This is a genomic window from Alcaligenes sp. DN25, assembly GCF_023674485.1.
GTDB classification, from domain to species: Bacteria; Pseudomonadota; Gammaproteobacteria; order Burkholderiales; family Burkholderiaceae_B; genus Alcaligenes; species Alcaligenes phenolicus.
The window spans coordinates 3,403,729-3,427,414 of record NZ_CP098408.1 but is presented as its reverse complement, the minus strand read 5'-3'; the positions used below and the strand labels follow the sequence as shown (position 1 = coordinate 3,427,414).

19 protein-coding genes are annotated in these 23,686 nt (G+C 56.8%); 10 read left to right on the top strand and 9 right to left on the bottom strand.

Annotated elements, in window-relative coordinates; genetic code table 11:
• Positions 1-97: 97 nt before the first annotated feature.
• The 5 genes from gltX to NBV64_RS15860 form a co-directional block, all read right to left on the bottom strand.
• Positions 98-1,507: a glutamate--tRNA ligase gene (gltX, locus tag NBV64_RS15880; RefSeq protein ID WP_250756129.1), complete on the bottom strand. Its 1,410-nt coding sequence runs from the start codon at positions 1,505-1,507 to the stop codon at positions 98-100.
• A gap of 103 nt (positions 1,508-1,610) precedes the next feature.
• Positions 1,611-2,252, bottom strand: a complete 642-nt coding sequence (locus NBV64_RS15875) for a response regulator transcription factor (RefSeq protein ID WP_009460643.1) — start codon at positions 2,250-2,252, stop codon at positions 1,611-1,613.
• Positions 2,249-3,328, bottom strand: coding sequence for a sensor histidine kinase (locus NBV64_RS15870; RefSeq protein WP_022983594.1), 1,080 nt, complete (start codon positions 3,326-3,328; stop codon positions 2,249-2,251). The genes NBV64_RS15875 and NBV64_RS15870 overlap by 4 nt, the downstream gene beginning before the upstream one ends.
• A 130-nt stretch (positions 3,329-3,458) precedes the next feature.
• Positions 3,459-6,161, bottom strand: coding sequence for a magnesium-translocating P-type ATPase (mgtA, locus tag NBV64_RS15865; RefSeq protein ID WP_250756128.1), 2,703 nt, complete (start codon positions 6,159-6,161; stop codon positions 3,459-3,461).
• Positions 6,162-6,295: 134 nt separating this feature from the next.
• Complete coding sequence (locus NBV64_RS15860; RefSeq protein ID WP_250756127.1) at positions 6,296-6,514, bottom strand: hypothetical protein; 219 nt, start codon at positions 6,512-6,514, stop codon at positions 6,296-6,298.
• 392 nt (positions 6,515-6,906) lie between these two features.
• On the opposite strand from NBV64_RS15860, the gene NBV64_RS15855 reads away from it, so the two are divergent.
• Positions 6,907-9,378, top strand: coding sequence for a bifunctional acetate--CoA ligase family protein/GNAT family N-acetyltransferase (locus NBV64_RS15855; protein ID WP_035270494.1), 2,472 nt, complete (start codon positions 6,907-6,909; stop codon positions 9,376-9,378).
• A 187-nt stretch (positions 9,379-9,565) separates the two neighbouring features.
• Entirely contained in the window at positions 9,566-11,644 is a 2,079-nt protein-coding gene (locus NBV64_RS15850; protein WP_250756126.1) for a CocE/NonD family hydrolase, read from the top strand.
• Positions 11,645-11,703: 59 nt separating this feature from the next.
• On the opposite strand, the gene NBV64_RS15845 is transcribed toward NBV64_RS15850, so the two are convergent.
• Together NBV64_RS15845 and yjgA are read right to left on the bottom strand one after the other, a co-directional pair.
• Positions 11,704-12,372, bottom strand: a complete 669-nt coding sequence (locus NBV64_RS15845; RefSeq protein WP_022983590.1) for an alpha/beta hydrolase — start codon at positions 12,370-12,372, stop codon at positions 11,704-11,706.
• Complete coding sequence (gene yjgA / locus NBV64_RS15840; RefSeq protein ID WP_009460660.1) at positions 12,369-12,923, bottom strand: ribosome biogenesis factor YjgA; 555 nt, start codon at positions 12,921-12,923, stop codon at positions 12,369-12,371. Before yjgA ends, NBV64_RS15845 begins: the two co-directional genes overlap by 4 nt.
• A gap of 67 nt (positions 12,924-12,990) precedes the next feature.
• Here yjgA and pmbA point away from each other — a divergent pair, with 67 nt between their 5' ends.
• From pmbA to erpA, 7 genes are all read left to right on the top strand, one after another.
• The gene (gene pmbA / locus NBV64_RS15835) at positions 12,991-14,358 is read left to right on the top strand and encodes a metalloprotease PmbA (RefSeq protein ID WP_009460662.1); all 1,368 of its coding nucleotides are present in this window, start codon (positions 12,991-12,993) and stop codon (positions 14,356-14,358) included.
• A gap of 280 nt (positions 14,359-14,638) precedes the next feature.
• On the top strand, positions 14,639-15,742 hold the full coding sequence (locus NBV64_RS15830; protein ID WP_009460663.1) for a TRAP transporter substrate-binding protein: 1,104 nt from the start codon (positions 14,639-14,641) through the stop codon (positions 15,740-15,742).
• A 330-nt stretch (positions 15,743-16,072) separates the two neighbouring features.
• Complete coding sequence (rplM, locus tag NBV64_RS15825; RefSeq protein ID WP_003801836.1) at positions 16,073-16,501, top strand: 50S ribosomal protein L13; 429 nt, start codon at positions 16,073-16,075, stop codon at positions 16,499-16,501.
• 9 nt (positions 16,502-16,510) lie between these two features.
• Positions 16,511-16,903 (top strand): 30S ribosomal protein S9, encoded by a 393-nt coding sequence (gene rpsI / locus NBV64_RS15820; protein WP_009460666.1) that lies wholly within the window; start codon positions 16,511-16,513, stop codon positions 16,901-16,903.
• A 159-nt stretch (positions 16,904-17,062) separates the two neighbouring features.
• Positions 17,063-18,127 (top strand): N-acetyl-gamma-glutamyl-phosphate reductase, encoded by a 1,065-nt coding sequence (gene argC / locus NBV64_RS15815; RefSeq protein ID WP_026484384.1) that lies wholly within the window; start codon positions 17,063-17,065, stop codon positions 18,125-18,127.
• Between the two features lie 35 nt (positions 18,128-18,162).
• On the top strand, positions 18,163-18,900 hold the full coding sequence (locus tag NBV64_RS15810) for a DUF6776 family protein (RefSeq protein ID WP_143241235.1): 738 nt from the start codon (positions 18,163-18,165) through the stop codon (positions 18,898-18,900).
• An 80-nt stretch (positions 18,901-18,980) separates the two neighbouring features.
• Complete coding sequence (gene erpA / locus NBV64_RS15805; RefSeq protein WP_003801826.1) at positions 18,981-19,349, top strand: iron-sulfur cluster insertion protein ErpA; 369 nt, start codon at positions 18,981-18,983, stop codon at positions 19,347-19,349.
• A 388-nt stretch (positions 19,350-19,737) separates the two neighbouring features.
• Here erpA and NBV64_RS15800 read toward each other — a convergent pair whose 3' ends face one another.
• Positions 19,738-20,835 (bottom strand): anhydro-N-acetylmuramic acid kinase, encoded by a 1,098-nt coding sequence (locus NBV64_RS15800; protein ID WP_250756125.1) that lies wholly within the window; start codon positions 20,833-20,835, stop codon positions 19,738-19,740.
• 3 nt (positions 20,836-20,838) lie between these two features.
• Positions 20,839-22,206 carry a M23 family metallopeptidase gene (locus tag NBV64_RS15795; protein WP_009460675.1) on the bottom strand — a complete coding sequence of 456 codons (1,368 nt, stop codon included), beginning with the start codon at positions 22,204-22,206 and terminating at the stop codon, positions 20,839-20,841.
• Positions 22,207-22,448: 242 nt separating this feature from the next.
• On the opposite strand from NBV64_RS15795, the gene tyrS reads away from it, so the two are divergent.
• Complete coding sequence (tyrS, locus tag NBV64_RS15790; RefSeq protein WP_250756124.1) at positions 22,449-23,675, top strand: tyrosine--tRNA ligase; 1,227 nt, start codon at positions 22,449-22,451, stop codon at positions 23,673-23,675.
• Positions 23,676-23,686: the final 11 nt, after the last annotated feature.

Below are 23,686 nucleotides of genomic sequence, written 5' to 3'. Positions count from 1 at the left end.
CGTCGATAGACGAGCCATCGAGCCGATGTCAGGGTACCAAGCAAAAAGAAGGGCATCTCGAATGAGATGCCCTTTATGTAAGCCTTAGCTATAACGCTTACAGCCCAGCCAAACGCCCCAACACTTTGTCGCGCCCAACCAAAGCCAGCACAGCATCCACCGCAGGCGTCTGCTTCTGCCCCGTCACAGCCACACGCAAAGGAATAGCCAGCTTGGGCATCTTGACCTCATGATCCGCCAGAACCTGCTTGATCAAAGCAGCCAGACTCTCCGTATTCCACTGCGGCAAGCTAATCGCTTTGCTGGCAAAATCACGCAGCAAAACACGCGCTTCCGGCGTCAATACCTCGGCCATCAGCTCATCGCTGGCGGGCTCGAAAGGACGACAGAACAGCAAAGCACCTTCAGCCAGCTGATTCAAAGTCTCGGCACGGTCTTTCAACAAACCCATGATGCCGGGCAAGTCCTGACCATCCGTCTTGCCACCCAAGGCCTCAATACGGGGAGCCACACGCTCGGCCAGATCCGCATTGTCACTGGCCTTGATGTAATGGGCATTTACCCAGTTCAACTTCTTGGGGTCCCACTGCGAAGCCGACTTGCTCAGACTGCGCGTATCAAACCACTCTACCAACTGCTCGCGAGTGAACAGCTCGTCATCTCCGTGACTCCAGCCCAAACGAGCCAGGTAATTGATCATGGCCTCAGGCAGATAACCGTCCTTGTCGTAATCCATGATGCTGACCGCACCATGACGCTTGGACAGCTTCTCGCCATCAGGGCCCAGAATCATGGGCACGTGACCGTACTCAGGCAAAGTCGCGCCCAAAGCCTGCAAAATCACAATTTGACGTGGCGTGTTGTTCACGTGATCGTCACCGCGAATCACATGAGTGATCGCCATGTCCCAATCGTCCACCACCACGCAGAAGTTGTATGTAGGCGTGCCATCCGGGCGGGCAATGACCAGATCGTCCAGCTCGCTGTTATCAAAGCTGATGCGGCCCTTCACCATATCGTCCCAACTGGTTGCGCCGGACTGCGGGCTCTTGAAACGAACCACAGGCTTGCGGTCAGCCGGGATGGCAGGCAACTCCTTGCCAGCCTCAGGACGCCAGGTACCGTCATAACGAGGCTTCAAACCCTGAACACGCGCTTTTTCGCGCATGGCTTCCACTTCCTCGGGGCTGCTGTAGCAGTAATAGGCATGGCCGTCTTTCAGCAGCTGGGCGATGACCTCGTGGTAACGATCCATGCGCTGCATCTGGTAGAACGGACCTTCGTCGGCATCCAGGCCCAACCATTGCATACCATCCAGAATGCCTTGCACCGCCTCGGGGGTGGAACGCTCCAGATCCGTATCCTCAATACGCAGCACAAAAGTGCCTTGATGATGACGGGCAAAGGCCCAGGAGAACAGTGCAGTGCGTGCGCCGCCCAGGTGCAGATAACCAGTGGGCGAGGGGGCAAAACGGGTGCGGATGACGTTGGAAGTAGACGTGCTCATAACTTGTGTGTGGCCTTGACCTTGGGAAGCCCGCATACGGGACCGAATCTGCGTATTTTAACCCAGCACGCCAACTAGGAAAGAACCGCCGCGCAGAACTGTCCTAATGGCCGCTTTCTGTATTGAGTTGATCGAACTGGCGCACCAGTTCCGCCAGCGAACCGGCCTGCATTTTTTGCATCACGCGAGCACGCCGTACTTTGACCGTGACTTCCTTCACATCCAGCTCGGCCGCGATCTGCTTGTTCAGCAGGCCTTGCACCACCCGCTCAAAGACATCGCGCTCGCCCGCGTTCAGGCTGTCCCAGCGTTGCTGCAAAGTCAGCCGGGTTCTGGCTTCTTCCTTGCGCTGCGCATCAGCAGCCAGAGCCGACTGCACGGCATCAATCAGGGCCTGATCTACAAAAGGCTTGGTCAGAAAATCCCAGGCACCATGCTTGATGGCCTTGACCGCCATATGAATATCGCCGTGGCCAGTAATAAAAATGACCGGCATATGCAGCCCGCGCGATTCCATCTGCAAATGAAAATCCGTGCCGCTTTGCTCGGGCATGCGCACATCCAGCACCAGACAGGCAGGGGCATCAGATAAAGGATGCGCCAGAAAGTCTCGTGTAGAGGCAAAGCTCAGCGCGTTCAAGCCTACGCTGGCCAGCAAATCGTCCAGGGCCGCGCGAACGGACGGGTCATCATCAATGATGTAGACGGTGGGCGTGTTCAGAGAGGAATCCAGATTTTCTGTCATGGCGCCAAAGGTAAGGTGAAATGAAAGGCAGCACCGCCATCGGCTTGGTCAGTGGCCCAGATATGGCCGTTATTGGCATCAATAATGGTGCGGCTGATGGTCAGGCCCAGGCCCAGGCCGCTTGCCTTGGTGGTCCAGAAGGTATCAAACAATTGGGATAGCTGCGTGCCCGACAAGCCGGGACCATTGTCCTTGATGGAAAACAGCACCTTGTTGGCTTGCGGCTTGTCGCCGGGCAAAACGCTGGTTTCTATGGTGATATGAGCTGCATGGTAGTCCGAGGGAGGGGACAGGGCTTCGATGGCATTGAGCAGCAAATTGGCCATCACCTGCTGAATCTGAACCCGGTCGGCAAAGACCTGGGGCAGATCGGACTGCAAGGCCAGACGCAGATCAATATGCTGACGTCGCATCTCGCCACCGGACAGGCTAAGCAGCTCGGTCAGAGCCAGATTCAAATCAAACGCGCTGCTGGTGGGGGCTTCGTTACGGGTAATGCTGCGTACCCGATCCAGCACATCCTTGGCGCGCTGGGCGTCGTACACAATACGCTGCGCGGCAGCCTGTGCCTTCTTGACATTAGGGGGCGAGGCTTCCAGCCAGCGCTGACAGGCGCCCGCGCTGCTGTTGATGGCGGCCAAAGGCTGGCTGACTTCATGGGCAATCGAGGTGCTGAGCTGGCCCAGGGTAGTCAAACGGGACAGTCGCAGCAAATGCTCGCGCGTCTCATGAGCCGCCGCCTGCACGGATTTGAGCTTCAGCCCCAGATACGAGGTGATCGCGATGGCAATAATACTGATGCCGGTATTGACCAGGCCCACGTCGTAGTCGCCCGAGCGGGTCAGCAGAAAACTGACCACGGTCAGCACCATGCTGATGGTAGTCAGGGCAACAACTTGCCGTGCCGACAGAAAACGAATCGCTATCAGCAGCAGCGGGGTGTGAAAGACCGCAGCGGCGATAGCGTAGTTGGTGACGGTATCGGCAATGAAGACCAGCGCCATCAAAATACAGATGCCGGTCAGGGCCAAGGCTCGGTAGGTTTTGCTCGATAGGAAGCGAAGGGGCGGTGTCATATCTTTCGTGTATGGGCCAGGCCGCAGGATGGTGTCTGTCGTGTGGCCATCATATACCCGAGGTTCTTTCAGAATGTGCGTTAAGGCCTGAGCCCCCGAAAGGATTTCCGGGGGCCCAGACCTGTCCGACTTAGAACCACTGGCCAAAGCGGCGGATGTACAGCATTTTCATACCCTGTGCGACCAGGCAGTAAGCCAGCAAGGTGCCGACCAGCCACGGGAAGTATTCCCAAGGCAAAGGCTGCAGGCCAACCAGTGCACCGACGCCCGAGAAGGGCAGATAAATACCAATAGCGGCAATCAGGAAGGTCATCAGCATCACAGGCAGGGCTGCGGTGCTTTGGATGAAGGGGATCTTTTGCGTACGCAGCATGTGAACAACCAGTGTCTGCGAGAGCAAGCCTTCAATAAACCAGCCGGACTGGAACAGCGATTGCAGTTCGGGCGTATTGGCGCCAAACACGTACCACATCAGGACAAAGGTGGTGATGTCGAAGATGGATGAGGTCGGGCCTATCCAGATCATGAAGCGGCCAATATTCTTGGCATCCCATTTACGCGGTTTGCGTAGAAAGTCCTTGTCCATGCGGTCCCAGGGCAAAGCCAGCTGGGAGATATCGTAGAGCAGGTTCTGAATCAGCAAGTGGATGGCCAACATGGGCAGGAAGGGGATGAACGCACTGGCCACCAGCACCGAGAAAACATTGCCAAAGTTGGAGCTGGCTGTCATGTTCAGGTACTTGATGATGTTGCCAAAGGTCTCGCGGCCTTTGATCACACCTTCTTCCAGAACCAGCAGGTTCTTTTCCAGCAGGATGATGTCTGCCGATTCCTTGGCAATATCCGTGCCGCTATCCACCGAAATCCCCACGTCGGCATCGCGCAGGGCGGGGGCGTCGTTGATGCCATCCCCCAGAAAACCGACGGTGTGACCATTGGCTTGCAGCGCTTTGAGCACACGTGATTTTTGCAGGGGCGTGAGCTTGGCAAAAACCGAGTGGCGCTCGACAGCGCAACGCAGATCGGGGTCTTGCATCAGCTCGATTTCAGGTCCGAGCAAAGGCTTGCCGGGCTCCAGGCCCACTTCACGGCAGATTTTCGCGGTAATGATTTCGTTATCGCCGGTCAGCACTTTCACGGCTACACCGTGTTCGGTCAGGGCGGCAATGGCTTGGGCAGCACTTTCCTTGGGTGGGTCCAGGAAGGTCAGCAAGCCTTGTACCGTCATCTCGCGTTCATCCTGGGCTTCGTAACGGCTCTTGGCCTGCTCGATGGAAATACTGCGAGTGGCAATCAGCAAGACACGGAAGCCGTCCGAGTTATAGCGGTAGGCCATTTTCAGCAAACGGGCACGTTGCTCGGTATCCAGTGGCAAGCGCTGGTCACCGTCTTGTACGTGGGTGGCAATGCTGAGCATTTCCTCCACCGCCCCCTTGCAGACCATGAGCTGCTCGCCTTGCGGATTTTGCACGACAACTGATAGGCGACGACGCACGAAATCAAAAGGCAGTTCGTCGATCTTGCGGTAGGAGCCGATGGCTTGCAGGGCAGAGGGTGTCTTTTCTGCAAAGCGCAGTACCGCCTGATCCATCAGGTTCTTCACGCCGCTTTGGTGCAGGCTGTTGAGCAGAGCCAGTTCCAGAATGCGGGGGCTGTTGCGATCATCCAGACCCAGATGGTGTTCCAGAATGATGCGATCTTGTGTCAGGGTGCCGGTCTTGTCTGTACACAGCACGTCCATGGCACCAAAGTTCTGGATCGCGTTCAGACGTTTGACCACCACCTTGTTCTTGGCCATGGCCACCGCGCCCTTGGCCAGGTTGGAGGACACAATCATGGGCAGCATTTCAGGGGTTAGGCCCACGGCAACGGCCAGTGCGAACAGGAAGGCTTCGGTCCAGTCGCCTTTGGAGAAACCGTTGATCAGCAGCACGATGGGCACCATGACCAGCATGAAGCGAATCAGCAGCCAGCTGACGCTGTTTACGCCCCGGTCAAAAGAAGTTTCGGCGCGCGAGCCGACAATGGCTTTGGCCAGCGAGCCGAAATAGGTCTTGGCACCGGTGGCCACAACCACTGCCGTGGCCGTACCGCTGACCACGTTGGTGCCCATAAAGCACATATTGTTCTGTTCCAGCACACCAGCCTGGGAACTGGAAGCAGAGGCACTCTTGCTGCTGACGGCGCTAAAGACATCGTACTTTTCAACAGGCAGGGCTTCACCTGTCAGGGCGGCCTGGCTGACGAACAAGTCGCGGGACTCTATCAAGCGCAGGTCTGCCGGGATCATGTCCCCCGCCGACAGGCGCACAATATCGCCGGGCACGATCTGGCTCATGGGGATTTCGCGCATGACCGTGGCGCTGGACACGGTAGAGCGTCGTTGTACGCTGGCGGTGGTACGAACCATGGCTTTCAGAGCCTGGGCAGCTTTGCCGGAACGGTACTCCTGCCAGAAACGCAGCAGGCCGCTCAAGGTGACCATGACCACAATAATCAGCACGCCGGTGTAGTCCACTTCTTCGCCCGAGCGCATGGGCAAAATAATGTCGGTGACAGCGCTGACGGCGGCCAGCACCATCAGGACCACAATAAAGGGATTTTTAAAGGCCAGCGCCAATTGAATCAGGGCGTGGGCGGGCTTGTCCCGGGCGACCTCGTTAGGGCCGTATTCGGTCAGGCGGCTCAAGGCTTCGGCGTCGGTCAGGCCATTCAGATTGGCTTGTACAGAGGCCAGGGTTGTCTCCAGGCTAAGTCCGGTTTCGGTGGCCGTGCGCAGCTTGGCGTCGTAGTCCACTGAGCGCAGTGGCGGACGATGTTGTTGAATGCTCATGTAATGCTCCTGGTGTACAGGCGTGACGGTGCTGTCCATCCCAAGAGATGGACACAGCAGGTCCTGCCGACCGGTGTGAGGGTCGGCAAACTAAAGATAAGAACAAGCGGATTTAGTAAGCGTCAGGCCAGCGTTTAGTGGCTGGGCAAGGTGCAGCGCCACACTCGCGCTGAGGGTGGTTTGTCACTGTCTGCAATCCAGTGAATTTCTGGTTTGCGACTGGCCGTGTTGATACGCCAGGCAATAGCGGGGCGGCGGCCGGGAACAGCACGCTCGCGAGGGCAAGGTGTGGCAAGATGCGAACCCGACGAGGTCAGGGCCCGGATCGGTCCAGTCTGAATAATGCGGTGCATGGTTGACTCCTGATCGTGCTGCGCAAGCCACATCAGCAGACAACCCGGTGGGTCAGTAGCGTCTGAGGGGCCTGTGCAGCATCTTTCTTCGACTGTCGTCGCTGGACATAGTGTGTTTTTTCCTGTCAGAGAGAACGAAAGGTCCTGCTTTCCGAACAGGTGTTATTTTACGACCTGCAAGCCGCTTTGCGACTGGCTTTGCGCCCGTTTCGCCCAGGCATTGGCGTATGGTTGCTATACGAAAGTATATGAATGGCCCGCCACGGGATAAAAACCGGCTGCATGATGCAAGACAGAGATAGCCAGCCAAGTCTCTTTTATTTGTAGGCGGCTGTGCTTAAGATGGGAGAATTCATTATTTTGGTGTGTGGTTTTCTTATGGCGGAACAATCATGGCAGCCCTAAGGCATCGTCTGACAGCATTGTTTGAGCCCCGTTCGGTGTTGGTCGTGTCCACCTTGCCTTTGCCCCTGATAAACGAGATGCCAGCCCGATTGGCTGGGCGGATCACGCAGGCACGGATTACAGCCACGCAAGTGCTGGTGCCCGATCGTCTGGAAGGACTGACCGATACACAGCGCCTGGATCTGGCGCTGGTGTGTATCGAGCCGGTGCGTTTGCCACAGGCCCTGGATGCCATCCGGGTGCATAAGCCACGTGTGGTTCTGTTGCTGCCCTCCAATCTGGCCTCCCGCGATCCTATGGAAGACATGGTGTATGCGCGCTCCTGGGCCCGTATCAATAATTGTCTGGTGCTGGGGCCGCGTGCCTTCGGGATACAACGGCCGCATCTGGGCATCAATTTAAGTCACGAGCCGCAAATGGCTCTGGCGGGCCGTGTGGCCTTGGTGTCTCAGTCACGCTCCATTACCTCGGCCTTGATGGACTGGGCTGAGGATGTCAGCCTGGGTTTCTCTGCCATTGTGTCGGTCGGGGACGAGGCCGTTATCGACGTGCCCGAGGTGCTTGAATATCTGGCCATGGACCCGCGCACGGACAGTATTGCGCTGTATCTGGAGCACACACCTGCTTCTCGTCGTTTCACCAGTGCCTTGCACGCCGTGGCGGCCGTCAAACCTGTGGTGGTCCTGAAAGTAGGCGGTCAGCGTCAGCAGGGCGAGGCCCACGAGGCGGTCTTCAATGCCTTGATGCGGCGTGTGGGGGCGGTGCGCATTCGTTATTTTGTGCAGCTGTTCTCGGCCCTGAAAGTGCTGGTTTACACCCGCCGTCCCAAAGGGCGGCGTATTGCCTTGTTCTCCAATGGGAATGGGGCCGCGCAGATGGCTTTGGATGTACTGGGTTCGGATGCCGCAGTAACCTGCCCGGAGCTGTCGCCCTCGACCCAGCGGGCGCTGGATAATCTGCTGGCTCCTGGCGACCAGGTTCAGAACCCGGTGGTCACTTATGTGCCACTGACGCCCATGCGTATCGACTCGGTTATTTCCACCTTGCTGGATGACAAGGAAATTGACGGGGTGCTGGTCTTGCTGACACCAGACCCCTTGGCCGATATGCCGGCGGTATCGCGTGAGCTGGCCATGCTGTCGGCCAGTGCTCGCAAACCCATTATTACGTGCTTGATTGGGGATGCGGATATGCGTCCCCTGCGTCATTTGCTCGATGGTGTGGGGACGCCGGCTTTCCGTACCCCGGATACGGCTGCCAACGCCTTCGATCTGCTGGCCCGCTATCACTACAACCAGCATTTGTCGCAGCAGACCTTGCCGCCTTTGCCGCTGGGCACCTTGCCAGAGGTAGAGCCTGCCCGAGAACTGGTACGCCAGATTCAAAGCGAGCGCCGCGAGGCTAGCGAGCAGGAGTGCCGCGATCTGCTGCGCTACTTCCACGTGCCTGTTGTCGACTTGCGTGTGACGCACGATCAGGGTGAGCCTGATCCTGATGTCCCGCCCATGGGTCTGCGTTTTGAGACCGACGACAAGTTGGGCCCTTACGCCGTCTTTGGTGGGGCCGATCACGCGGATTGGCTTTCCTCATCCTATCCGGCGGTAGAACTGCCACCGCTGAACCGCTATCTGGCGCGCCAGTTGGTGGAGCGTAGTCCCTTGTGGCGCAAGAGCCTGTCCTCGCAATTGACGCCTTTGGTGTTGACGCAGCTGTTGCAGGTGCTGGAGCGTCTTTCGGATTTGATGAGCGAGTTGCCCGGCGTGCGCCGTGTGGTGCTGGACCCCATCATGGCGGGCGAGAACAGTCTGTACATCAAGAGCATTTCCATTTCCCTGAGCAAGCAGTCCATGCTGGTACTGCCTGAAACGGCTGGCTATCGCCACATGGCGATTCATCCCTATCCGCGTCACATGATTGAGCGGCGTCAGTTCAAGGATGGGCAGCGCTGGACCTTGCGCCCTATACGTCCCGAGGACGCCGAGGCCTTGCAGACCTTTATGCGTGGCCTGTCGGATGAAAGTCGCTACATGCGCTTTGTGTCCATGCTGCGAGAACTGACTCCACGCATGTTGTCGCGCTACACCCGCATCGACTACGACCGGGAGCTGGCGCTGATCGCGACCGTGCGTTCGCCCAATCCAGATAACCGTAACCATCCGCGTGACGAGATTATTGGGTTTGCCCACTATCTTCGTAATGGTGATGGCCGGGGGGCAGAGTACGCCCTGGTTATCGGGGATGCCTGGCAGCGGCGTGGTCTGGGAGTCATCCTGATGGAGGCGCTGATACAGGCTGCCGCCGAGCAGGGGCTGACCTACATCGACGGCTATGTGCTGGCCTCCAATGCGCCTATGCAAGCTCTGATGAAGCGTCTGGGCTTTCAGAACGATGCGGACCCGGAAGATCCCAGCATGCGTCGTGTCTGGCTGGATCTGGGTGAGACCCGTCGCTCGGATTAGGCACAGGCAGGCCTGTCTGCTTGTCAGGTAAATACCCGTTTAATTGTTCCCCTGATGTCCCGATTCACTCAACGGTGGCGGGACTATGATGCACTCGTGATGGCAGGCAGTACAGCGCTGGAGTGCTGGCTGCCGCCGCATCAATGGATGGTGCCTACCACCGACGGCGCCACATACCGGGGACACAATGATGCGATTGAATCTGGCTGCTTTGCAGCGCTGGGTGCTGGGCTTGTTCTTGATAGGCGGCCTGCTGGCTTGCTCCGGGCAGACAGTGATGCCACCTGAAAAAAACCATTACGAGTTCTCCATGGAGAACGACAGCCTGGAAATGCGCGATGGTGTGCGCTTGGCGGTGACGTATTATCGGCCATCGGCTAAAACACCGGGTGAAACCTTCCCGGTCATTCTGGAGATGCTGCCTTATCGCAAGGACGATTTCTTCGCGCTGGGTGACTACGAGTACGGCTCTTATTTTGCCAAGCGGGGCTATGTGCTGGCGCGGGTTGATGTGCGTGGCACAGGTGGCAGCTCTGGCCCTGTCCCTGTCAGCGAGTATTCCGCTGCCGAGATTGCCGATGCCGAGGAGCTGATCGATCAGTTGTCTCGCAAGAGCTGGTCCAATGGCAAGGTGGGTATGTACGGCCTGTCCTGGAGCGCTTTCAACTCCTTGATGACGGCTCACAGAAAACCGCCAGCACTCAAGGCCATTATCGCGGCGCACGGTTCTACCGATCTGTTTTACAACGACGTTCACTATATTGATGGTGCCTTGCATATTGACTCCTATGCGCACCAGATTGATACCGATAACGCCATGCCGCAAAGCCCGGATTATCGGATTGACCAGGAGTATTTCAAGAACCGTTTTGACCGCGAGCCCTGGATTTTTACCTGGCTGCGTCAACAACAGGACGGCGATTTCTGGCGTGCCCAGTCCCTGGCCTTCAAAAAGCAGCCTTTGGAAGTCCCGGCCTATTTGATTGGTGGCTTGCTGGATGGCTATCGTGATTTTGCGCTGAATGTCAGTCGAACCTCGAAAGCGCCTGTAATTGTGGAAATGGGGCCCTGGAACCACGCCTGGCCAGAATATGGCGTGCCTGGCCCGAATTATGAGTGGCGCGAGAAGGCGGTGCGCTGGTGGGACTACTGGCTTAAAGACATAGATACCGGAATTCTGGATGAACCGCGTCGGATGGCCTTCATGCGTACCGGCCATGCTCCCGCTACCGATCGGACCAGCGTGCCCGGTTATTGGCGCTGTGATCCGCAATGGCCGGTGGAAGGCGCGCGGACTCAACGTCTGCATCCTCAGGCCGGACACCAGCTGGCTGCTATTTCTCCTGCCTCCGGTTTGGCTCAGACCTTGCGTTACAAGGCTGGAGCGGGTTTGGCGGGTGGTGGCTGGTGGGGTGAGCAAACGGGCGATATGGCTGCCGATGATGCACATAGCCTGGTGTATGACTCCGCGCCCTTGAGCGATGCCATGGAAATCATGGGTATGCCTAAGGTACGTCTGAAGGTCGCGGCTGATGCGCCTTTCTATCAATGGATAGTGCGACTGGAGGATGTGGCCCCGAATGGGCAGGTTTCTTTGGTCAGCGGGGCAATCATCAACCCTTCCCAGCGTATCTCGCGTCTGGAACCACAGCCCTTGGTGCCGGGTAAGGCCACCAATTTGGAAACATCCATTCACTTCACTACGTGGCGTTTCAAGCCGGGCCATCGTATCCGCCTGGCGGTGAGCAATGCTCAGTTCCCTATGGTCTGGCCCAGCCCGACGCCGGGTGTCACCAGTCTGTTTCCGGGTGCGGATACCTGGGTAGACCTGCCCGTGGTGCCTGTGCGGGAGCAGGGTACGCAGGCTTGCGTCATGTCGCCACCCCAGGCGAGTGAAGCGGCTCCTTTCGGCCGCACTATTGACGGGGATGGCCCCATGTTCAGCAGTGTTCGTAATGAAGCTACGGGCGATTCGACGTTCACCACCAGCAATGAGCTTAGCTGGGTGCTGCATGACAATTTGTACCGCTCCGAGGAGATGTATCGCTGGGAGGTCAATGATGCTACGCCTGCCAAGGCGCGCTATCAGGGTGATCGGCGCAATGTCTTTACGATCAAGGGGCGGGAGATTGATATGTCAGCCCAGGCTCGGATCGAGTCCGACGAGTCGTATTTCTACCTGACTTTCACGCGGGTGCTGAAAGAGGATGGGGTGCAGGTTCGGGAAAAGACCTGGCAAGAGCGTATTGCTCGGATCTATCAATGAAAAGCTGAATAAGAAACGCCGCTGTGATTGCAGCGGCGTTTTTTTGTCTTGTGCTCTGATTAGCGCAGTACCTGTTTCAGGAAGTGGCCAATCGCGCTGATTTCTTCCGGGCAAACAGCGTGGGGCATGGGGTAGACATTCCATTGCACCTGATAGCCCATGGCTTCCAGTTGCTGACGGCTGGCTTCGGCACGTGTCAGAGGCACGACCGGATCCATGCTGCCATGCGCCATGAAAATAGGCGTGTTCTGATTGGCCTGATGACGTTCTTTTTCCACCGCTGTCGCCAAAGGCAGGTAACCGGACAGGCAGAGCATGCCAGCCAGACGCTCTGGCAAGCGCAAGCCGGTTTGCAGCGTCATGGCACAGCCTTGCGAGAAACCGGCCAGAACAATATTTTCCGTGGGAATGCCGCGAGCGTTTTCGCGGGCAATCAGGTTCTGCACTTCGATCTGCGATTGGCGCAGGCCGCTTTCGTCCTCGTGGCGCACCAGGTCCGCCACATAAATGTCGTACCAGGAACGCATGGCCATGCCGCCATTGATGGTGACGGGCTGGATGGGGGCGTGCGGGAAAATGAAACGAATAGCGGGGGCGTTTTGCAGGCCCAGCTCTGGCACGATAGGGGCGAAATCGTGGCCGTCAGCGCCTAAGCCATGCAGCCAGATAACGGCGTGCTGAGGGTTGGCACCGGTTTCAATCTCAATCGACTCAAGCAGAGGGTTCATGCGGACTCCGAAAGATCTACCAAGGTCTTGATGTACTGGTACAGGGCGCGGTAGTGCTTGCGCTGTGGGTCCTGGCCTTGTACCAGTGTGGAATTTTTCTCGGCTTCTTTGCGTGCGGCACGAATCAGGGTGCGCAATTGCTGGATATCGGCGCCGGAAAATTCATTCATGAATTCGGTCAGAGCGTCGTCATCACGCAACAACAGGTCGCGTAGCGCTTCCAGCCTGTGCATGGCACGGGTGTCTTCCTTGGAGCCGTTTTCCCAGACGTCCAGTTGTTTCAGGATCGGTTCGGGCTCCACATTGCGCATCAGCTTGCCCACGTAGTGGATTTGACGGCGGCGTCCTTCGCGGGCCGTCGGGCTGATGCGCTTGGCATCCTTGATGGCAGCCATCAAGGGCTCGCCCAGATCAAGTTGTTTGAGTCGGTCGTCCGAGAGCTCAATCAGGCGTTTGCCCAGGTCGAGCAGAGCGTGCATTTCGCGTTTTACCTGCGATTTGCTGGGGCGGTCGTAACCGTTTTCATCGATTTCAGTGCGTGGACGGGCCATAAGAAGTGAAATAGCAAAGATTGTCGCCAATTGGCTATGATAACCGCCTAACCCTCAAAGAGTAGCAATGAGTCATCCAACTATTTCCCAATTGTCGATCAGTGCCAATCAGTTCCAGTTTTGTGAATTGGTGGATGAAGCGCTGCGGCATGCCAAAAAACTGGGCGCCAGTGATGCTGCCGTCGATATTTCAGAAAACAAAGGTCTGGCCGTCTCTGTGCGCCAGATGGAACTGGAAACGGTAGAGCAGACGCAAGACCGCTCCTTGGGTGTGACCGTGTTTGCAGGCCAGCGCAGTGGTTCGGCCTCCACGTCGGACTTTTCGATCAAGGCGCTGCGTGAAACGGTGGAAGCCGCCTGGCATATTGCCCGCTACACCGCTGAAGATCCTTTTGCTGGGCTGCCTGAAAAAGACATGCTGGCGCAAAGCTATCCCGATCTGCACCTGCACCATCCCTGGCTGCTGGACGCGGATCAGGCCGTCAAACTGGCGATTCGTGCCGAGCAGGCTGCGCTGGAGTTGAGTCCTCTGATCAGTAATTCCGAAGGCGCGTCGGTCGATACGCTGGAAGGGCATTTTGTGATGGGTAACAGCCGCGGCTTTCTTGGGGGCTACCCCTATAGCCGTCACTCGCTCAGCGTCAGCCCCATTGCCGGCAAGGGCGACAATATGCACCGCGACTACTGGTACAGCAGCTCGCGTGACCCTTCCCGCCTGGCCAGCCCCGAGTCGGTTGGGCGTTATGCGGCCGAGCGCACTTTGTCGCGCCTGTCGGCCCGCCGTATTCCGACCGGCCGCTATCCGGTGTTGTTTGAAGCCCCGCTGGCTGTGGGCTTGATCGGCTCTCTGGTGCAGGCCACCAGTGGCTCGGCCCTGTATCGCAAAACCAGCTTCCTGCTGGATTCTTTGGGCAAGTCTGTCATGGCCAAGCACATTGACGTGCTGGAGCGTCCGCATCTGGCTGCCGCCATGGGCAGTGCACCGTTTGACTCGGAAGGGGTGCGTACCTGCGACCGTGATGTAGTGCGTGGCGGCGAGCTGAAAGGCTATTTTCTGTCTTCCTACGCAGGCCGCAAACTGGGCATGCCTTCTACGGGGAATGCCGGTGGTTCGCACAATTTGCTGCTGAGCTCGCGCCTGACTCGTCCCGAGGACGACCTGGATGCCATGTTGAAGAAAATGGACCGTGGTCTGCTGGTAACCGAGCTGATCGGCCAGGGTATCAATTACCTGACCGGCGACTACTCGCGTGGTGCCTTTGGCTACTGGGTGGAAAATGGTCGCATTCAGCATGCCGTGGAAGAAGTGACGATTGCAGGCAATCTGGCCGAGATGTTTGTGCAGATTGTGGCCGTGGGTGCTGATACCTTTGCGGCTGGCTCCAAGCGTACGGGTTCCATCCTGATCGAGCAGATGTCGGTGGCCGGTTCCTGATTTCTGCTACCTGGAAAACTGGCTTGGCCCCTTATACCTTGCCACGGGCAAGAGGGCGCTCAATAAACAGATGTTTACGGCCTGAGTTCGGAGTCGCTTCCGACTCAGGCCGTTCTCTATGGAGCGCCGTTCAGGTGTTTCAGGTCAAAGACCCGACAATATAGGGCCGGATTTGCGGGATAATCCGGGCTTTCCCAGCCCCCCATTCGGGGCGCGCCAGTGTACTATCCATAGCATAAAAATATTTCCCAGTTATCGAATACCCACAAGGAGGTTATTCATGCAGCGTCGCTCGTTTCTGAAAAAGGCAGGTCTTGGCGCCGTAGCCAGTACCGCCGCTATTGCTGCTCCTGCTATTGCCCAAAGCAATCCCAAGGTTAATTGGAAGCTGACATCGACTTACGGTCCCGCTACCCCGGCTCTGTTTTCGACAGCCCAGTCGTTTTGCAAGATGGTGGAAGAGGCCTCGGACGGCAACTTCAACATCCGTCTGTACCCAGCCGGTGAAATTGTCCCCGGTTTTGGTGTGATGGATGCAGTCAGCAATGGCACGGTGGAGTGCGGTCAGACAGCTTCTTATTACTACTACGGTAAAGACCCCTCGTTCAGCTTTGACACGGCCGTGCCTTTTGGCCTGAATGCCCGTCAAATGAACGCCTGGATGCAGGAAGGCAACGGTACCAAGCTGCTGCGTGAACTGTTTGCCACTCGCAACATCATCAACTTCGCTTTCGGTAACACCGGCACCCAGATGGGTGGTTGGTACCGCAAGGAAATCAACTCTCTGGAAGACCTGAAAGGTCTGAAGATGCGTACGGCCGGTTTTGCTGGCGAAGTGCTGGCCCGCATGGGCGTGGTGCCTCAGCAAGTGCCACCAGGCGATATTTACCCATCGCTGGAAAAAGGCACACTGGACGCCGTGGAATTCGTCGGTCCTGTGGATGACGAGAAACTGGGCTTCCAGAAAGTGGCCAAGTATTACTACTATCCCGGTTGGTGGGAGGGGTCGGCCCAGGTTTCGCTGTACGTGAACGACGCTGCTTTCAATGCACTGCCCAAGCAATACCAGTCCCTGATTGAAATTGCTTCGCGTGCTGCGGGCGAGCGCATGATCTGTCAGTACGACGCCCAAAGCCCAGGCGCCCTGCGTCGCCTGATCGCCAGCGGTGCGGTACTGAAAGCCTTCCCGCGAGACGTGATGGACGAGTCCTTCAAGACCGCCAATATTCTGTACAAGGAGTTCTGCGACAAGGATCCCATGTTCAAGAAGATTCACGACGACTACATGGGCTTTCGTGACGCGATTGTGCCTTGGTTCCGTGTGGCCGAAGGCTCTTACGACAACTACCTGGGCATTGCTCTGGCAAACCAGAAAAAAGGCTGATCCCCGTAGTTGGGACCGGGCAGGGCAGTCTGCTCCGGTTCGACTAACCAGTCTTGTTAACCCCTGTTTTTCCTTTGGAAAGCAGGGGTTTTTAATGCGCCTTCCCTTTATGAGAGAGCGCCTGGTTGTGGCAAAAAATCTGTGTTTTTGTGCAAAACCCTAGTGTTATCCACTATTTATGTTATTATGGCGAGCTATTTGGCAGAAATGCACGGGCGGAATATAACGCCTTGGCAGGGTCAAATAGAGCTGCCCGGCTTGAAACAGCGGGTAGATTGTATGGGCCGAGCATGTTGCTTTGACCCAGAATTTTAATATTTAGGAACCATCATGAAGACCTTCGTGGCCAAGCCGCTTGAAGTCAAACGTGACTGGTTTGTGATTGACGCTAAAGGCAAAGTCCTTGGTCGTGTGGCCAGCGAAGTCGCACGCCGTTTGCGTGGTAAGCACAAACCCGAATATACCCCTCACGTTGATACCGGCGATTACATCATTATCATCAACGCTGCTGACATTGCCGTGACCGGTAACAAGGCGCAGGATAAGAAGTACTATCGTCACTCGAACTACCCAGGCGGTATTTACGAAACCAACTTCCAAACCATGCAAGAGCGCTTCCCAGGCCGTGCCATCGAAAAGGCCGTCAAGGGTATGTTGCCAAAAGGCCCTCTGGGCTACGCCATGGCCAAGAAACTGAAGGTTTACGCTGGTGCCGAGCATCCTCACAGTGCTCAACAGCCTAAAACTCTGGACATCTAAGGATAGGTCATGATTGGTAACTGGAATTACGGTACGGGCCGTCGCAAGACCTCCGTTGCTCGTGTCTTCATCAAGAAGGGTACGGGTCAAATCGTAGTCAACGGCAAGCCTGTTGACGAATACTTTGCTCGTGAAACGGGTCGCATGATTGTGCGTCAGCCCCTGGTGCTGACCAACCATGTTGAATCGTTTGACATCAAGATCAACGTGCATGGCGGCGGCGAAAGCGGCCAGGCCGGTGCTGCCCGTCACGGCATCACCCGCGCTCTGATCGACTACGACGCAACACTGAAGACAGAACTGAAACAAGCTGGCTTGGTGACTCGTGACGCTCGTGCTGTTGAGCGTAAGAAAGTCGGTCTGCACAAAGCACGTCGCCGCAAACAGTTCAGCAAGCGTTAATTCGCTTCGCGACCTGTTTATGGTGCTCAAAAACCCCGGACGTGTCCGGGGTTTTTGTTTGCTGGCTACATTTGTCCTGCTTTGCCCGCTCTGGTACTTGAGAACAGGCAGGACTACGTTAAGATAGAATTTTTGCTCGTCTCTCTTTCAGGAAAGTTCATGGCTACACATAGCGATACCCGGATCAAGGTAGGGATTGTTGGCGGTACAGGTTACACCGGGGTCGAGTTGCTGCGTCTGTTAAGTCAGCACCCCCAGGTAGAACTGGTTGCCATTACCTCGCGTAAAGAGGACGGCGTGCCGGTATCGGATATGTATCCGAACCTGCGTGGTCATGTGGACCTGAAGTTCTCCACGCCGGAAAATGCCAATCTGGAACAGTGTGACGTGGTCTTTTTTGCCACTCCACATGGCGTGGCCATGAGCCAGGTCGAACGTCTGCTGGAAGCGGGCGTGCGCGTTATTGACCTGGCCGCAGACTTCCGCCTGCAAGATACGGACGTATTCCAGAAGTGGTACAAGATGGAGCACAGTTGCCCGGACATCCTGAGCCAATCGGCTTATGGCCTGCCAGAGCTGCTGCGCGACAAGATTGCTCAAGCCAAGGTTATTGGTAACCCTGGTTGCTACCCCACCACCGTCTTGTTGGGCCTGGCTCCCTTGCTGGAAGGCGGCAAGGCGCTGGTTGATACCCAGCATCTGATTGCAGACTGCAAATCCGGTGTGTCCGGTGCCGGTAAGGGTGCTTCGGTTCCCAATCTGTTTGCTGAAGCTAGCGACAACTTCAAGGCATATGGCGTGTCGGGTCACCGCCACCATCCGGAAATTGTGGAACAGCTGCAGCGATTGGCTGGTGGCCCGGTGGGTCTGACCTTTGTGCCCCATTTGGTGCCCATGATTCGTGGCATGTTCTCCACGATCTACGCACGTATCAAGCCAGAGGCTATGGATACAGACTTCCAGGCCTTGTACGAGCAGCGCTATGCCCAGGAAACCTTTGTGGATGTGCTGCCTGCCGGTACTCTGCCAGAAACCCGCTCGGTACGCGCTTCCAACCAGCTGCGTATTTCCGTGCAGCGTCCTGGCAATGGCGATCAGCTAATTATTCTGGTGGTGCAGGATAATCTGGTTAAGGGTGCTTCGGGTCAGGCTGTGCAGAACATGAATATCTTGTTCGGTCTGCCAGAACAAACCGGCTTGAATCACGTTGCAATTTTGCCTTAAAGGGAACTTGGTCTTGGTGAACAGGTCAAATGTTTATGGCTGAATCACCGCAAACCAATTCTTCTACTGTCGCTCCTTCCCGTTCGCGGGGCGGGGCGACTACGATTGGGCTGGCCGTATTGTTGGGAGTGTTGTTGGGCGGTGGAGGCCTGTGGCTTTACCGCAGCCTGACTCAACCGGCCGATCAGTCCGAACAAATACAGCTGGCCATGCAAAATCTGGCGCGTAGCCAGCAATCTCTGCAGCAAATTCAAAGTGAATTTGAAGGGCTGCGCGGGCAACTGGTTCTGGAAGAGAGCACGCGCAAGGGTTTGGAAAAGTCCTTGTCGTCTACCCAGGCCGAACTGGCGCAGACGCGCGAACAGTTGGCCTTTTACGAACAGTTGCTCCCACCCGGTCCCAGTGGTTCTGTTACTGTCCGAGCCCTGGACGTTGCGAAAAGGGGTGATTTGCTGGAGTACAAGGTACTGCTGCAACGTAACGCACCAGAAGGAAAGGCTTTTTCCGGGCGCCTCCAGTTTCAGCTGACTGGGCGGCAAGACGGAAAAAACGTTAAAATCGATCTATCACCCAGTTCCGGGCCGGACTCGGTACTGGCAGAGTCGTCTGTAGAACAGATCGATCCCTTGGTTTTAAACTTCAACCAGTTTCAGCGCGCCATGGGTTGGCTGGCTTTGCCGCCAGGCTTTGAACCCACCGCCTTGACGCTGAACGTCCTGGAAGGAAGCGTTATCCGCGCCTCTCGCCAGGAAAAAATCGCCCAGCCAGACTAATCACCTTACCCGCGGGTGGTCATGTGCAAGGCGATCACATGATAATTATTCATGCCGGCGGGGGCCGGCAGGAGAACCACATGAGCACTCTTACCGAATCCGTTGATCTGCAAGCCCCTCCTTCCCCACTGATCTTTACCGATTCAGCGGTTGAGAAGGTCCGTGAGCTCCTGATTGAAGAAGGCAGCCCCGAACTGAAGCTGCGCGTCTTCGTGCAAGGTGGCGGCTGTTCCGGCTTCCAGTACGGCTTCACCTTTGACGAACTGGTTAACGACGACGACACCATTATTGATAAGGATGGCGTGCAACTGCTGGTTGACGCCATGAGCTTCCAATACCTGGTGGGCGCTGAAATTGATTACAAGGACGACCTGGACGGCGCTCAGTTCGTGATTCGTAACCCGAATGCCACAACTACCTGCGGCTGCGGTTCTTCCTTCACGATGTAAGAAGGCAAGGCTGGCGCTGATTGCTTAGCGTTTCTGGCCTTGGCAGGTTGCTACAAAGTACACCCCAGACTCTGAGTTCAGAGTCTGGGGTGTTTTGTTTATGGGGTTTTGTTGAAGGCCGTGCCGCGTCAGGTTTCAGGGCTAATCCGTTGTTGGACACTTGGCGGTTCAACTTGGGGTGCTCGTTCGGAGCCTGGGTAGGGCGGCGAAGCAGCTCAATGCTGTTAATGGCACGGCTCAAAGAAAAGAACGGCTTGCTTCTATTTGTTTTGAACAGGAGGGGCGCTGCCTTGTCATGTTCTGCTTTTTTGGCAGGTGCTTGGCTAACGGATTATGAGTCCGCCGCTGTATTTTAAAGTTTTGCGAAGCTAAACGTTAAAAGCAGTTCTCAGGCCGGATAACAAGCGCCCAGCACCGTAGCGCGCCGTGCGCCTGTCACAGCGGGCAGTCCCGCAGGAATACGTTCGATATGCGCGTAAGCCAGCCAGGCAAAGGCAAGGGCTTCGATGGATTGCGGATCCATGCCCAGCTCGGCGCTGGAGCGGATAGGCATAGCCACCAGATCGCCCAGGCGTTTCAGCATGGCAGGATTGGCAGCGCCACCGCCACACACAATCAGCTCTTGAATCTGATCTGCGTAAGGCTGGATGGCCTGTGCAACGCTATGTACGGTCAAGTCCATCAGAGTGGATTGCACCGTAGCAGGCTGAAGCTCGCCTTTCGGATCAACACGATCCAGATGCTCCTGCAGCCACCCCAAATTGAACAGATCACGACCTGTAGATTTAGGAGCAGGCAGAGCAAACCAGGGTTCGCTCAATAGGCTGGCAAGCAAGGCAGGATCAGATGCCGCGCTATCAGCCCATTGTCCGCCCTTGTCGTAGGACTGGCCTTGATGCTTGTTCACCCAGGCATCCAGCAGCATGTTCGCCGGGCCAGTATCGAAGCCAAAAACATCGCGTCCAGGCAGCAGCAGGGAGATATTCGCAATTCCACCCAGGTTCAGAATGACGCGGCCATGTTCGTGACGGAACAGGGCTTCATGGACGATGGGCACCAAAGGTGCACCTTGGCCGCCCGCCGCTATATCCCGGCTGCGGAAATCCGCAATCACGTCCACTCCACAGCGTTCGGCCAGAAGAGCAGGGGCATTCAATTGCAGGGTATAGCCCTGGTCAGGCGCATGGCGGATAGTCTGACCGTGTACGCCAATCGCACGGATCAGGTCTTTCTCGGGGCCTTGAGTCCAGGGCGTGCAAGCCCGAGCATAGAGCTCGGTCAACTGCTGGGCGGCGATGCTGGCGCGGGCCAGTTCGTTGTGCCCTGGATGCTGCAAAGCCAGCAGCTCGTCTCGCAGAGCGGCTGGCATGGGCAGGCTATGGGTTTGGTGTATCTGTGCCCCCTGTGGGCCGAAGGATGCCAGCACGGCATCCACACCGTCCATGCTGGTACCAGACATCAGTCCGATAAACAGGGGGGCTTTCATGGTTTAGCGGCTGGCCAGCTTTACGGGCTCAGCATCTGTGTGCAGCAAGGCAAAGCTGTTCTGGTAGGAAGCCAGGGTTTGCTGGAACTGCTTGCGCTGCGGGGCATCCAGAACGCGTGCTACTGGCAGGTCTACCGACAGGGGATCAACGGCTTTCTGGGCGATACGGAATTCGTAATGCAGATGTGGGCCTGTTGCCCAGCCCGTCGAACCCACATAGCCAATCAACTGACCCTGTTCTACGCGGTCGCCTTTGCGCAGTCCAGCGGCAAAGCGGCTCTGGTGAGCGTACAAGGTGGTGAACTGACCGTGATGCTTCAGGATGATCGTGTTGCCGTAGCCGTTCTGGCGGCCAATAAACTCGACCGTGCCATCCGCGGTAGCGTGGATGGGGGTGCCGGATGGGGCGGCATAGTCCACACCCTTGTGGTCGCGCCAGCCACCATGTACCGGATGGCGGCGACCGCCAAAGGTGGAGCTGATGCGGGTGAACTTCAGGGCGGTGCGCAGGAAAGCGCCTTTCAGACTTTGGCCGCTGAAATCGTAATAACCGCCGGAGCCATTTTCAGGCTGGAACCAGGCGGCCTCATGGATTTTGCCCTGATTGATGAATTCCACTGCCAGCAAGCGGCCCGAACCCACGTCCTGGCCTTCATGACCGTAGGACTCGTAGACCACGCGGAAACTGTCGCCTTTGCGCAGATCTTTCAGAAAGTCGATCTTGCTGCCCATCACATCCGCCATTTGCAGCGTGATGTTGTCGGGGATGCCGGCCTGATCGCTGGCGCCAAACAGCGAGCTGTTGATGGTGGCTTGAGCCACGCGCACTCGGGTCTGGGTCAGGTCGGTTTGTTCCTGGGCGATAAAGCCATTGTTACCATCCGGGCGTACTTCCAGCCAGCTTGCCAGACCTTGGCCGGACTGATCGGAGTAGGGAGTATGACGGTAGCGCAGCCACTGCAAATTGCCATTGGCATCCAATGCGGCTTGTACGGTACGGCCAGGGTAAAGCTTGTAGATGGAGCGCGCTTTCTTGTCATGCGTCAGAAATTGCAGCAGGCCCTCTTCACTGACTTCCATGCGCTGGAGCAGGGCGGACAAGGTGTCGCCACGGCGGATGCGGGTTTCAGTAATGTAGGCTTGCTGGTCCTGGGCCTGCAGCACGGTCAGGTCCGATGGCAGGGTCAAGGCGGTGCGGGCTTGGTAAATCTGGGGTTCCGGGCTGCTGGGCATCACCACGGCAAGTGCACCGGCGGCTACAAAAGAGCCAAGGGCAAGCGTGATCAAACCGGCACGGATAAAAAGGGCTCGGGCGGACCGAGGCTGGTGGATGTTGAGGTGGGAGGAGGAGCGTTTCCCTTTGCTGAACATAAAACCAGAACCTTGTTGGACGTACGGTTTACCGTCCACCCGGCTGGCAGGCGGAGGTCAGTTGTACTGGGCGGACAGAACATTCCAGCCCTGGCGATCTGACCTGCGCGGGAATGATAAAATAATTTGGTTTACGAAACCTTGCTCAATTCTTAAGCACGTCTCGCAATAGCAGGCTATCCTAGCGCATTAGGCTTAATTTTTCGAGCATTTTTACTCATTAGTTTGTCACCAGATTTGTTATGTCATCCCCCTCAGAGCCCCTTTCTCCAGAAGTCCTGGCTGATTTAGCCATCGTCAAACGCGGCTGCGACGAATTGCTCGTCGAATCCGAGTTTGCCCGCAAACTGGCGCGCAGCCATGCAACAGGACAGCCGCTGCGTATCAAGCTGGGTCTGGACCCCACGGCTCCCGACATTCACCTGGGGCACACAGTGGTGCTCAACAAGATGCGCCAGCTGCAGGATTTGGGGCATACCGTCATCTTTTTGATTGGCGACTTCACCTCCACCATTGGTGATCCCAGCGGCCGCAACACGACTCGTCCGCCCCTGACGCCCGAGCAGGTCATTGCCAACGCCAAGACCTACTACGATCAGGCTGCGCTGGTTCTGGACCCGGCCCGTACCGAAGTTCGCTACAACTCGGAGTGGTGCGACAAGCTCGGTTCGCGCGGCATGATTCAACTGGCTTCGCGTTACACCGTGGCCCGCATGATGGAGCGTGATGATTTCACCAAGCGCTTCAAGGCGAATCAGCCTATTTCGGTGCACGAGTTTTTGTATCCTTTGCTGCAAGGCTACGATTCGGTTCAATTGAAAGCGGACGTGGAATTGGGCGGTACCGACCAGAAATTTAATTTGCTGGTGGGTCGTGAATTGCAAAAAGAATATGGTCAGGAACAGCAATGTATTTTGACCATGCCATTGCTGGTGGGTTTGGACGGCGTAGAAAAAATGTCCAAATCCAAAGGCAATTACATTGGTATCAGTGAAACGCCGGACTCCATGTTCGGCAAGTTGATGTCCATCTCCGATACCTTGATGTGGCGTTACTTCGAGCTGTTGTCGTTCCGTAGTCTGGAAGACATCGCCGGTCTGCAAAAGCAGATTGAAGAAGGCCGTAACCCACGTGAAGTCAAAGTGGAGCTGGCACAGGAGATCGTCACACGTTTCCACAGCGCCCAGGCCGCCGAGCAGGCGCTGGAAGCTTTCGATGCCCGTTTCCGTCGTGGCGAAATGCCCGAGGACATGCCCGAGGTAACCGTGGCGGGTGAACTGGCCTTGCTGCGTGTCTTGCGCGAAGCAGGTCTGGTTGCCTCCGGCAGCGAAGCCCAGCGCAATGTGGAGCAGGGCGGCGTGCGCATCAACGGCGAACGTGTGGACGATAAAGGTTTGCAACTGGAGCCGGGCAGCTATGTGCTGCAAGTGGGCAAGCGCAAGTTTGCGCGAGTCACTTTGACCGGCTGATTGATTGTGGA